The organism is Gordonia sp. (in: high G+C Gram-positive bacteria) (assembly GCF_020438995.1).
Classification (GTDB): Bacteria; Actinomycetota; Actinomycetes; order Mycobacteriales; family Mycobacteriaceae; genus Gordonia.
Genome location: NZ_JAGQTN010000130.1, coordinates 1 through 12,424 on the forward strand (window position 1 = coordinate 1; position 12,424 = coordinate 12,424).

The following is a 12,424-nucleotide window of genomic DNA, read 5'->3' on the forward strand; positions in this document are numbered from 1 at the left end:
CGCTAGAGCTGTCCGATGATCGGGTGGCTGCCCTGCTGGCCGAGGAACGTACCACCGAGCAGCGGATCGCCTCACTCACTGCCCGCATCGAGGTTCTCTCCGGCAGCCTCGAACGCGGCGACGGCGGTGCATGGCTGCGTCAGAACGCCGCCGACGGCCTGCTGGCGCCACTTGCCGAACTGCTCACCGTCGAACCGGGATACGAGACGGCGGCGGCATCGGCTCTGGGCAGCCTCGCCGACGCGATCGTGACCGTCGATGGCACCGCGGCGGTCGGAGCGCTCACCGCGTTGCGCGCCGGGGACGGCGGACGGGCCGCGCTCATTGTCAGCGGACTGCCGGTGAACGGGACTCGACGTGTTGTCGACCTGCCTTCGGGAGTGCGCTGGGCCGCCGACGTCGTGACCTGCCCCGATTCGGTCCGCGGAGCGCTGGAAGTGCTCCTCGCAGACACCGTCGTCGTCGACGACGCCACCGCGGGCCTGGGATTGGCGCAGCGCCACCATCTCCGGGCAATCACCCGCGACGGCGACCGGATCGGGCCCGCAGCCATCGAAGGCGGTTCGGCGCGGCGGCAGTCGAGCCTGGAGGTGCAGTCGGCGATCGATACCGCCCGCGCCGAACTCGACGCGGCCCGGCGCACCGTCGAAGAGGTCACGGCCGCGTTGTCGGGTGCGCAATCCGAACAGGCCGACCGCAAGGCATCGGCCGAGGCGGCGCTGGCGGCGCTGCACGAATCCGATACCAACCTCGGTGCGGCCTACGAACAGCTCGGCCGCCTGGGCCAGGACCTGCGGACGGCACACTCGGAGACCGAACGCCTGACCCGCCAGCGCGATCGTGCCGAGGAGAGCCGCGCCGAGAACCTCGCCGCACTGCACGAACTCGAAGAACGTCTGCGCAACGTGCGCGACACCACCGAATCCGGTCCCATCGCCCTCGACGACGATCTCGAACGCCTCGCCGCCAGTGAGGCCGTCGGCGCCGCGCGCAGCGTCGAGATGGAGGCGCGGCTGGCGTTGCGGACCGCGGAGGAACGCCTCGCATCGGTGCGCGGCAAGGCCGACTCACTGCGCAGCGCCGCGATGCGAGAGCGGGAGAATCGCGAACGGCAGCGCCTGGCCGACGAGGCCCGTCGCGAGTCCGCGGTCGTCGCGCAGTCGGTGGCGAGGGTAGGTACCGAAGTCGCCCAGCGGGTGCGTGCCGCGGTGGCGCAGGCCCAACGCGGACGCGACGAACTTGACGGCATCCGCAAGTTGCGTTCGGCCGCGCTCGATGAACTCAAACGGGAGTCGGCGCAGCTCACCGACCGGCTCAACGCCCTGCGTGACAGCGTGCACCGTGACGAGCTGGCGCGCGCGCAGGCGGCGTTGCGCATCGAACAGCTCGAAGAGCAGATCGTCGAATCGTTCGCGATCACCCCCGACGACCTGATCGCCGAATACGGTCCGGATGTGCCGATGCCGCCATCTGCGCTGGAGATCGCCGAATACGAGCAGGCCAAGGAACGCGGCGACCAGGTGGTGGCGCCCGCGCCGATGCCGTTCGACAGGCGCACCCAGGAAACCCGGGCCAAGCGGGCACAGCGGGACCTCAATACCCTCGGCAAGGTCAATCCCCTTGCCCTGGAGGAGTTCGCAGCGCTGGAGGAACGTTACAACTTCCTGTCCGCGCAGCTCGAGGACGTCAAGGGTGCCCGCGCGGATCTGCTGGCCGTAGTAGAGGAGGTCGACGCGCGCATACTGCAGGTGTTCACCGAGGCCTACGCCGACGTCGAGCGCGAATTCGAGCAGGTATTCGCCTCACTGTTCCCCGGCGGCGAGGGCCGGCTGGTGCTCACCGACCCGAACGACATGCTGACCACCGGCATCGAGGTGGAGGCCCGCCCGCCCGGCAAGAAGGTCAAACGGCTGTCGCTGCTGTCCGGTGGGGAGAAGTCGCTGACCGCCGTCGCGATGCTGGTGGCCATCTTCCGGGCGCGGCCGTCCCCGTTCTATGTGATGGACGAGGTGGAGGCCGCCCTCGACGACACCAACCTGCAACGACTCATCGGGCTGTTCGAACAATTGCGGGAAAAGTCGCAGCTCATTGTGATCACCCACCAGAAGCCGACCATGCAGGTCGCCGACGCGCTGTACGGCGTCAGCATGCGCGGCGACGGAATCACCACGGTCATCTCGCAGCGTCTGCGCGGCGTCGATATCGCCGTCCCCGCCACCGAACCCGGGTAGCCTCTGCGCTGATGGAAAACGCACTCGTGCTCCTCGTGCTGTTGGTGACCATTCTCGTGGTCGCCGAAGTGCTCGCGCGGCGCGTCATCACCGACCGGCTCACCGGGCGGCTCTCGGAGGTGGCCGGCTACCCGATCGTGGTGGCGCTGAGTCCGCGCCCGATCGTGCTGCAGTACTTCGGGATGGTGCCGCACGTGCGCGCGAGCGGATTCGGCGCCGGCGGCGAATGGACCGATGTGCGCGCCGATCGCCTCACCCTGGGCAACCGGACGACGATCGGGGAACTGCGCGGAATCATCGAGGTCGACGGGATCGTGGTGACCGGCACGGCCGACGACCTGACCTACGACAAGAGCCGCCTGACCCATGTTCGGGGTATCGACGCGTCGGCGCAGATCTCCTTCGAACGGCTGATGGCGCTGGCCGCGGGGTCGGCCGGAACCGGGACCGTCACGTCGATCAGCGGAGACATCGCCAGGTCCACCTTGCGGGTGAAGGTATCGGCGCAGGTGATGATCGTCCCCGTCCCGGTGGCCATCACCCTCAAACCCCGGGTGGACCACGGCAGGATCCGGTTCACGGTGCTGCGGGCCGAGGTGTTCGGCGCGTACGTCCTGGCCGATTTCGTCCAGATGTTCGTCAACCGGCTCACTCTGAACCTAGACGCCCTCACCGAAGCGGTCACCGTCGTCGGGGTCGAAGTGTCCGACGCGGGGATCGCGGCGGCGTTCACCGCCAACGATGTGGTGGTCGGCGGCGGGGCATCGGGCTGGCGGATGGTGCGCTCGCCGGGGTGGGCCGACTCCGACACCGCGGACGGGCCAGACCCGGAGGACCGGGCTGAACCCATGGCCGGGTGAGTCGGGTCCGCTACAGGTATTGCTTCTGCAGTTCGCGCTTGACCAGTTTGCCGGTGGGAGTGCGGGGCAGATCGTCCAGGAAGTCGATCGACCGGGGCACTTTGTAGGCGGCGATCCGCTCACCGGTGAAGGCCAGCAATTCGGCGGCGAGTTCAGCAGAGGGGACGTGACCGGGCGCCAACTGGACGCACCCCTTGGCGACCTCGCCGAGATCCGGGTCGGGGACGCCGATCACCGCGACGTCGTACACCGCCGGATGGCCGATGAGGACGTTCTCCGCCTCCTGCGGATAGATGTTGACCCCGCCGGAGATGATGGTGAACGCCTTGCGGTCGGTCAGGTACAGGAATCCGTCCTCGTCGAGGTAGCCGATATCACCTGTGGTGGACCAGGTTTCGTGCTCGGGATGCTGGGCCTCGCGGGTCTTGACCGGATCGTTGTGATACTGGAACGGCACGAAGTCGCGTTCGATGAACACCAGCCCCACATCGCCTGTGGGTAGCTCGGCTCCGGCGTCGTCGCAGATGTGGATGATGCCCAGCAGTGCCTTCCCGACCGAGCCCGGACGTTCCAGGGCGTCCTGCGGCCCGATGATGGTGGCTCCTGCGGCCTCCGTCGACGCCCAGTATTCGTGGATCACCGGTCCCCACCATTCGATCATCGCGCGTTTGACCTCGACCGGGCACGGTGCGGCCGCGTGGACGGCGTACCGGATGCTGCTCACGTCGTAGCGTTCGCGGATCTCGGCGGGCAGCTTGAGCATCCGGATGAACATTGTCGGTACCCACTGGCTGTGGGTGACCCGATACTTGTCGATGGCGGCCAGCGCCGCCTCGGGCTCGAATCGGTCGAGCATGATCACGGTTCCGCCCACCGAATTGGTGACACCGCAATAGCGCAGTGGCGCAGCGTGGTACAGCGGTGCGGGGGACAGGTACACCGTGTCGGCGGTGAACTGGAACAAACCGCCGAATACCACCGTGTAGGTGTCGGGGATCTGGTCGACCTGGCCGTCCGGAAGGGGAATCTTGATGCCTTTGGGCCGACCGGTGGTTCCCGAGGAGTACAGGAAGTCGGTGCCGCGCGGCTGATCGGCGCGCGGCTTGGGTGACGCAGTCGCCAGGACATGCTCATAGTTGTCGAAGCTGTCGAGTTCGCCGCCCCACACTATGCGGTGTCCGGGACGGGTGAGTGCCTCGATCTGCCCGGCATCGGCGACGGCCGCGGCTACGGAGGCGCCGGCGAACAGTACACTCGCACCGCAATCGGTGAGGATGTAGTTGGTCTCCTCCGCCGTCAGGTGGTGGTTGATCGCCGTAATGTACAGACCGCTGCGCAGCGCCGCCCAGTACACCTCGAAGATGTGCAGATCGTTGGCCGAGACAACTGTGATGTTGTCACCCGGCCGGAGTCCCAGCGCCGCGAGGTGATTGGCGATCCGGGTGGAGTTCTCATCCAATTCGCGATAGGTCAGCGACTCACCGGTCGCGGCGGCGATCACCGCGGGCTTGTCCGGGGTGGTGGCGACGAATGCTCCGGGAAACACAGGCAACTCCTCCTTGATGCGGGGTCCGAGGGCGATCGTATGCCGGGTGGTCGCAGCCTCGTGGTGGCTTCGTTGAACGCGGTGGCTTCGTTGAACGCGGTGGCTTCACCGAACGGTGTGGTGCGCATACAGACGTGGGTGTTCGCCTCGCCCGATCGGTGTCCGGCGCACTCGTCTGATTGACTGGAGCAGACGCTACGGAAGGACGTGTGGAGTGAACTCAGGACTGGTCATCGGCATCGTGGTGGCGGTACTGCTCATCGTCGCGCTGATCGGCCTCGGGACCGTGCTGGCGCGGCGCCGCCAGATCTCGCTCACCGAGGACAAACCGGCAACCAAGCAGGTCGACGGTACCCCCGACGGCACCGGGCGCCAGGTCGACAGGTCCGGCGGCTACAAGGCCGGGTCCGGATTCAGCTTCAGTCAGGGATCGACGGCGCTCGCGGAACCACCCAAACCTCGCGAACCGGAAACCGTCGCGAAGGCCCCCGCACAGCCCGAGGCCCCCGCACAGCCCGAGGCCCCCGCACAGCCGAAGGTAGGCACCGCGCCGGAGATCGCCGCGGAGCAGGAGGTCATCGCGAAGCCGGAAGTGACCGCAGAGCCTGAGGTTGCGGCCGGGCCCGAGGTCATCACGGACGCGGAGGTCACCACCCAAGCGGAGGTCACGACAGAGGCGGTGGTGACCGACGAGTCCGACGTGACTGCCGGGTTCGTCACCACCGACGAACCGCCCGCGGCGGAGCCCACCGTCACCGAGCCCGACGCATCGGGCGCTCCAGCGGCGTCCGAAACCGCAACCGCACCCGAAGTGACGGCACCGTCGACCCCGGAACCCGAGGTCGTCACAACCGGGACCGCCATAGCGCCCGAGACCACGCAGGCCGACGAGATCATCGTCCCGGACACCGCCGAACCGGCGACTGTGGCACCGGCCATCGACGAGATCGCGCCCACCGCGGGCCGGCTCGGCAAACTGCGTGGACGCCTGTCCCGGTCGCAGGGGGCCATCGGCAAGTCGATGCTGGGTCTGCTCGGTGCCGGTGACCTCGATGAGGACAGCTGGGAGGAGATCGAGGACACGCTGATCATGGCCGACCTGGGCACCACCTGCACCACGGCTGTCGTGGAGAACCTGCGCACCGAACTGGCCAGCAACCCAGTCCGCACCGCCGACGATGCCCGCGCGCTGCTGCGCAAGGTGCTCGTCGCGCAACTGCATCCCGAATACGACCGGTCGATCCGGGCGCTGCCGCATGCCGACCGGCCGTCGGTGATGCTGGTCGTGGGAGTCAACGGAACCGGTAAGACCACCACCACCGGCAAACTGGCCCGCGTGCTGGTCGCCGACGGCCGGCGGGTGCTGCTCGGTGCCGCCGACACCTTCCGCGCCGCCGCCGCCGACCAGCTGCAGACCTGGGGTGAGCGCGTCGGGGCGCAGGTTGTGCGCGGTAAGGAGAATGCCGACCCGGCCTCGGTGGCCTTCGATGCCGTCGCCAAGGGCATCGAAGAGGGTGTCGACGTCGTCATGATCGACACCGCCGGCCGCCTGCACACCAAGACCGGTCTGATGGATGAGCTCGACAAGGTCAAGCGGGTCGTGGAGAAGAAGGCCCCCGTCGACGAGGTGATCCTGGTTCTCGACGCGACGGTCGGCCAGAACGGTCTCGTGCAGGCCAGGGTGTTCGCCGACGTCGTCAAGATCACCGGGGTGGCGCTGACCAAACTTGACGGCACCGCCAAGGGCGGCATCGTGTTCCACGTTCAGGAGGAACTGGGTGTTCCGGTGAAGCTCGTCGGCCTCGGTGAGGGAGCCGACGACCTCGCGCCGTTCGAACCGGGAGCATTCGTCGACGCACTGTTGTAGGTCCATCGATCCGGGCCCTACGCGGGGGACGAGAACTCGCACCTGCGTAGGGCCGCTGTGAGATACCGCTGAGAGCCGTCCTGACGGTTTACGCATATGAAATATATTCTGCGTCGTGGTTCACCGGCATGAAACATCAGCGCACCACCACGGAAACCACCGCCCGACAGAGTCATCACAGGCGCCGAGAGGTCGGCGTAACTCGTCAGGAGGTTTCATACAGTGGTTCTCGCGCTGCCAACAGATTCGTTTGGCACATTCGACACTGGCGACACGGCGTGGATTCTTACCTCCGCGGCCCTCGTGTTGCTGATGACCCCGGGCCTGGCCTTCTTCTACGGAGGTCTTTCCCGCGGTAAATCCGTTCTGAACATGATGATGATGTCCTTCGGCTCGATGGCCACGGTCAGCGTCGTATACGTGCTGTGGGGCTTCTCAATGGCCTTCAGCAGCAGTATCACCAACGACGACGACTTCGCAGGCATCTTCGCCAATCCGTTCTCGCTGTTCGGCTCAGACCAGCTGACCAACACGATCGAACAGGGTGGGGAAACTCTGTACGTCACCGGCGGCGGATCCATTCCGTCGATCGTGTTCATGGGCTTCCAGCTGACCTTTGCCGTCATCACCGTCGCTCTGATCTCCGGTGCGCTCGCCGAACGTGTGAAGTTCTCCACCTGGCTGGTGTTCACCGTGGTGTGGACGACCGTGGTCTACTTCCCGCTCTCCCACATGGTGTGGGGCGGTGGCATCATGTCCGGTGCCGAGCGGGGCTTCGCGTCGTGGATCTTCGGCAGTGAAGACGGCGAGGCCAAGGTCGCACCCGTCGACTTCGCCGGTGGCACCGTGGTGCATATCAATGCCGGTGTAGCTGCCCTGGTTCTGGCCGTCATCATCGGTAAGCGCGTCGGTTTCGGCCGCACCGCCTACCGCCCGCACAACATCCCGTTCGTCATGCTCGGCGCCGCGCTGCTGTGGTTCGGCTGGTTCGGCTTCAACGTCGGTTCCGAACTCGCCGCCGACATGACCGCCGGCCTGGTCTGGGTCAACACCACCGCCGCCACCGCCGCCGCGATCCTCGGCTGGCTCGCAGTCGAATTGATCCGCGACAAGCACGCCACCAGCGTGGGTGCCGCCTCGGGTATCGTCGCCGGCCTGGTCGCCATCACCCCCGCGTGCGGTGCGCTGACCCCGGTCGGCTCGCTGATCCTCGGTGCGGTCGCCGGTGCACTGGCCGCCGTCGCCATCGGACTGAAGAACAAGTTCGGCTACGACGACTCGCTCGACGTCGTCGGCGTCCACCTCGTCGCCGGCCTCTGGGGCACCATCGGCATCGGTCTGCTCGCCAAGGGTGACGGCCTGTTCTGGGGCGGTGACGGCAAACTGCTGGTCGTGCAGTTCGTGATCGCGCTGTTCGCCCTCGTCTTCACCGGTGTTCTCACCGCCGCCATCGCCTACGCCCTCAAGCCGCTGGGCTGGCGCGTCAGCGATGAGGATGAGAAGGTCGGCATCGATGAGGCAGAACACGCCGAGACCGCCTATGAATCAGCGTGAACGCGCTCACATCGACAACTACGCTGAATTCTGTGGAGAGGGATAATTCATGAAGCTGATCACTGCCATCGTCAAGCCGTTCACGCTCGAAGACGTGAAGGCCGGACTGGAACAGGCGGGCATCCTCGGGATGACCGTGAGCGAGGTCCAGGGCTACGGCCGCCAGAAGGGACACACCGAGGTCTACCGGGGTGCCGAGTACTCCGTCGACTTCGTGCCGAAGGTCCGGGTCGAGGTCGTCGTCGACGACGCGGCCGTGGACAAGGTCGTCGATGTGATCGTCGAGGCCGCCCGCACCGGCAAGATCGGTGACGGCAAGGTCTGGGTCTCCCCGGTCGACTCGGTGGTCCGGGTCCGCACCGGTGAGCGCGGGGCCGAGGCCCTGTAACCCACCACCCGGGGTCGATCAGTTACTGGTCGATCGCCCGGTCCGCACCGTGCATCGCGGCCCCGCGACTGATGACAAGTCAGGCGCGGGGCCGCGACCATCTCACGACCGGCGCACAGCGCACGGTCATTCGCCGGGTATCAGCCCCTTCCACGGATCTGCGAGGTATCGAAAACCCCATGGCAGCAACAGATCTTGCCCAGGCCAGGCGTCAGCTCCTCACCTCGGCGCGCGCCGGCAAACTCGACGCACCGGGTTTGCGTCAGGTGCTCGTCGACCTGCACGAGTTCTGGCTCAACAGCAAAGCGGCCGAACTCGGCATCTCCGCCGACAGCGGGCTGGCGATCGTCGCGGTCGGCGGACTCGGCCGCGGCGAGTTGTTGCCCTTCTCCGATCTCGACCTCATCCTCCTGCACGACGACCTGCCCACGGCGACGGTGTCCGAGGTCGCCGACGGGCTGTGGTATCCCCTCTGGGATGCCAACATCCCGCTCGATCATTCGGTGCGCACTGTGCCGCAGGCGCTGTCGGTGGCCGCCGAGGACGTCACCGCCGCGCTCGGCCTGCTCGAAGCCCGGCACATCGCCGGCGACGAGGACCTGTCGAAGCTGCTCATCGGAGGTGTGCGCCAGCAGTGGCGTGCCCAGATCCGCACCCGGTTTCCCGATGTCGTCGCCCACGCCCAGGACCGGTGGCGCCGGGCCGGCGACATCGCGCACCGCGCCGAACCCGATCTCAAGAGCGGCCGGGGTGGCCTGCGCGATGTCCAGTTGCTCGGGGCGCTGGCCATCGCGCAACTGACCGACGGCCTGTCGACCGCGCGTGCCGATTCCTCGGGATCGGCGCCGCAGACCGCGTACGTGCGGCTGCTCGACATCCGCACCGAATTGCACCGCATCGCCGGCCGTCCGCGTGAACAGGTGCGCGCCCAGGACGCCGACGAGATCGGTGCGGCACTACGGATCGGGGACCGGTTCGACCTGGCCCGATCCATCAGCGACGCCGCGCGTACCATCAGCTACTCCATCGACGTGGGCCTGCGAACAGCGGGCAATGCGTTGCCGCGGCGCGGTCTGGCCAAGCTCCGACGCACACCCGTGCGTCGCCCACTCGATGAAGGCGTTGTCGAGCACAACGGCGAGGTCGTGCTGGCGCGCAACGCGATTCCGAGCAGGGATCCGGGTCTGATTCTGCGGGTGGCGGCGTCGTCGGCACGTACGGGCCTGCCGATCAGCGCCTCGACGCTGAACAGACTCGCCGACTATGCGCCGGAGCTGCGCGAACCGTGGCCGAAGGAGGCGCTCAGTGACCTGCTCGTGCTGCTCGGGTCGGGTCATCACATGGTCGATCCGATCGAGGCGCTGGACCGGACGGGCTTGTGGGGCCGGCTGATTCCCGAATGGGGTGCGGTGCGCGACCTGCCGCCGCGCGATGCGATCCATTCCTGGACCGTCGACCGGCATCTGGTGGAGGCCGCCTCCTACGCCAGCGCGATGACAACTCGCGTGGCCCGTCCAGATCTGCTGGTGCTGGGTGCGTTGATTCACGACCTGGGCAAAGGGCGCGGCGCCGACCACAGCATCGTCGGTGCCGAACTTGCGATACAGCTCGGCAACCGGATGGGGCTGTGGCCGCAGGACGTCACGATCCTGTCGGAGATGGTGCGCCATCACCTGCTGCTGCCGTCGGTGGCCACCCGGCGTGACCTCGACGACCCGGACACGGCGCAGTTCGTCATCGACACCCTCGGTGGCAGCAGGGTGCTGCTCGAATTGCTTGCAGCCCTGGCCGAAGCGGATTCGCTGGCCACCGGCCCCGGCGTCTGGGGTGACTGGAAGTCCTCGCTCATCCTCGACCTGGTCCGGCGCTGCCTGCGACTCATCGACGGTGCCGAACCCGTTGTCGCTGAACCGTTGTCGCCGGAGCAGATCGCCCTGGCCGAGGCGGGTGGATTCGCCGTGGAGATCTCCCCGGCCGAAGGGCTGCACACCTACACCGTCACCATGGTCGCCCCCGATCGGCCGGGGCTGCTGTCGAAGATGGCCGGTGTGCTCGGCCTGCACGGCCTGCGAGCGCAGTCGGCGTCGGTACGCAGCCACGCGGGCAGCGCGGTCAACACCTTTGTGGTGGTGCCGCGGTTCGGCACCCCACCCGAGGTCGGGCTGATGCGTCAGCAACTGATCGCGGCGATCGAGGGCAAAGTCGACGTTCTCGCCCGCCTCGATGCCCGCGAGGCCGAGTCCCCGGTCCCCACGATCGGCAGCATCGCCGAGGGCGTCGGCGCGATGGCCGGGGTGTCGGCGTCGGCGGGCAGCACCGACCCCGCCGCCGACGGGGCAGGCCACGCCAAGTTCGCGGTCCCCGCGCTGTTCGCCGTCGCACCCACCAAGATCCTGTGGTCGGGTGCGCCGGCGGATCAGGGTGACGGTGCCGGTGAAGCCGGTGGCCAGGCCATCCTGGAACTGCGCGTGGACGACCGGATCGGACTGCTCAGCCGGGTCAGCGCGGTGCTGGAATCGCATGGCGTCGACGTGCGCTGGGCCAAGGTGACCACGCTCGGCAACACCGTCGTCGACACGTTCTGTGTTCGGCGTTCGGATCCGGCGCACAGTATCGACGACCCGCAGTTCCGGGCCGCGGTCGAGGCCGACATCCTGGCCGTCTGCCCGCAACCGCAGCCGCGCGTCGAACCGGACTCGGGTCATGGACACGGCACCACGGGCGGAACCTCCCGCTCAGGTGTGCCGATCAGCTGACCCGGCCGCAGACATGGAACACTAGAGAAATGTTCGATTCCCTCTCCGACCGGTTGACCGGTGCCCTGAAGGATCTGCGCGGCAAAGGCCGACTGTCCGACGCCGACATCGACCGGACCGCCCGCGAGATCCGCCTGGCGCTGCTCGAAGCCGACGTCTCGCTGCCGGTGGTCCGCGGGTTCATCGCCAAGATCAAGCAGCGCGCCAAGGGTGCAGAGGTGTCGGCCGCCCTCAACCCGGCCCAGCAGGTCGTCAAGATCGTCAACGAGGAACTCGTCGGGATCCTCGGCGGTGAGACCCGGCGCGTGCAGTTCGCCAAGAAGCCGCCGACGATCATCATGCTCGCCGGCCTGCAAGGCGCGGGTAAGACCACCCTGGCCGGCAAGCTCGGTCACTGGCTCAAGCAGCAGGGTCACACCCCGCTGTTGGTGGCCTGTGACCTGCAGCGTCCCGGCGCGGTCTCGCAGCTGCAGATCGTCGGCGAACGAGCCGGAGTGCCGGTGTTCGCGCCGCATCCGGGGACCAGCGTCGGCAGCGAGGGTGTTCTCGGCGTCAGCTCCGGCGATCCGGTGGCGGTGGCGCGGGCCGGTATCGACGAGGCGGTGTCCCAGCACTACGACGTGGTGGTCATCGACACCGCCGGCCGCCTCGGTATCGACGAGGAGCTGATGCGGCAGGCCGCCGACATCCGCGAGGCCACCAACCCGGACGAGGTCCTGTTCGTCGTCGACGCGATGATCGGTCAGGACGCGGTCTCCACGGCCGAGGCGTTCCAATCGGGCGTCGGATTCACCGGCGTCGTGCTCACCAAACTCGACGGCGACGCCCGCGGTGGTGCGGCGCTGTCGGTGCGTGAGGTCACCGGCCGGCCGATCATGTTCGCCTCCTCCGGCGAGAAACTCGAAGACTTCGACGTCTTCCACCCGGACCGGATGGCGAGCCGCATCCTGGGCATGGGCGACGTGCTCAGCCTCATCGAACAGGCCGAACAGCACTGGGACCAGCAGCAGGCCGAGGCCGCCGCCGCCAAGATCACCCAGGGCGACCTGACCCTCGAGGACTTCCTCGAACAGATGCTGATGATCCGCAAGATGGGTCCGATCGGCAACATTCTCGGGATGCTTCCCGGTGCCGGCCAGATGAAGGACGTGCTCGCGCAGGTCGACGACAAGCAGCTCGACCGGGTGCAGGCCATCATCCGCGGCATGACTCCCGCCGAGCG

The 12,424-nt window shown here is 67.6% G+C and carries 8 protein-coding genes; 7 read left to right on the forward strand and 1 reads right to left on the reverse strand.

Annotated elements, in window-relative coordinates:
* Both KDB67_RS10085 and KDB67_RS10090 read left to right on the forward strand, forming a co-directional pair.
* Nucleotides 1–2,231, forward strand: a 2,231-nt coding sequence (locus KDB67_RS10085) for an AAA family ATPase (RefSeq protein ID WP_291015437.1), incomplete at its 5' end; no start/stop codon positions are given.
* An 11-nt stretch (nucleotides 2,232–2,242) separates the two neighbouring features.
* Nucleotides 2,243–3,091, forward strand: coding sequence for a hypothetical protein (locus tag KDB67_RS10090; protein ID WP_291015438.1), 849 nt, complete (start codon nucleotides 2,243–2,245; stop codon nucleotides 3,089–3,091).
* Between the two features lie 10 nt (nucleotides 3,092–3,101).
* On the opposite strand, the gene KDB67_RS10095 is transcribed toward KDB67_RS10090, so the two are convergent.
* Nucleotides 3,102–4,637, reverse strand: coding sequence for an AMP-binding protein (locus tag KDB67_RS10095; protein ID WP_291015440.1), 1,536 nt, complete (start codon nucleotides 4,635–4,637; stop codon nucleotides 3,102–3,104).
* 214 nt (nucleotides 4,638–4,851) lie between these two features.
* Here KDB67_RS10095 and ftsY point away from each other — a divergent pair, with 214 nt between their 5' ends.
* The 5 genes from ftsY to ffh all read left to right on the forward strand — a co-directional run.
* A complete protein-coding gene (ftsY, locus tag KDB67_RS10100; RefSeq protein ID WP_291015441.1) occupies nucleotides 4,852–6,504 on the forward strand; it encodes a signal recognition particle-docking protein FtsY in 1,653 nt (550 codons plus the stop codon).
* A 222-nt stretch (nucleotides 6,505–6,726) separates the two neighbouring features.
* On the forward strand, nucleotides 6,727–8,058 hold the full coding sequence (locus KDB67_RS10105; RefSeq protein ID WP_291015442.1) for an ammonium transporter: 1,332 nt from the start codon (nucleotides 6,727–6,729) through the stop codon (nucleotides 8,056–8,058).
* A 49-nt stretch (nucleotides 8,059–8,107) separates the two neighbouring features.
* Entirely contained in the window at nucleotides 8,108–8,446 is a 339-nt protein-coding gene (locus KDB67_RS10110) for a P-II family nitrogen regulator (protein WP_291015443.1), read from the forward strand.
* A gap of 179 nt (nucleotides 8,447–8,625) precedes the next feature.
* The gene (locus tag KDB67_RS10115) at nucleotides 8,626–11,202 is read left to right on the forward strand and encodes a [protein-PII] uridylyltransferase (RefSeq protein ID WP_291015444.1); all 2,577 of its coding nucleotides are present in this window, start codon (nucleotides 8,626–8,628) and stop codon (nucleotides 11,200–11,202) included.
* A gap of 29 nt (nucleotides 11,203–11,231) precedes the next feature.
* Nucleotides 11,232–12,424, forward strand: a 1,193-nt coding sequence (gene ffh / locus KDB67_RS10120) for a signal recognition particle protein (RefSeq protein ID WP_291015445.1), incomplete at its 3' end; no start/stop codon positions are given.

Bases quoted from the DNA above. Each gene is read 5' to 3' on its own strand.
- KDB67_RS10090 (WP_291015438.1), top strand. From the start codon at position 2,243: ATGGAAAACGCACTCGTGCTCCTCGTGCTGTTGGTGACCATTCTCGTG.
- KDB67_RS10110 (WP_291015443.1), top strand. From the start codon at position 8,108: ATGAAGCTGATCACTGCCATCGTCAAGCCGTTCACGCTCGAAGACGTG.
- KDB67_RS10115 (WP_291015444.1), top strand. From the start codon at position 8,626: ATGGCAGCAACAGATCTTGCCCAGGCCAGGCGTCAGCTCCTCACCTCG.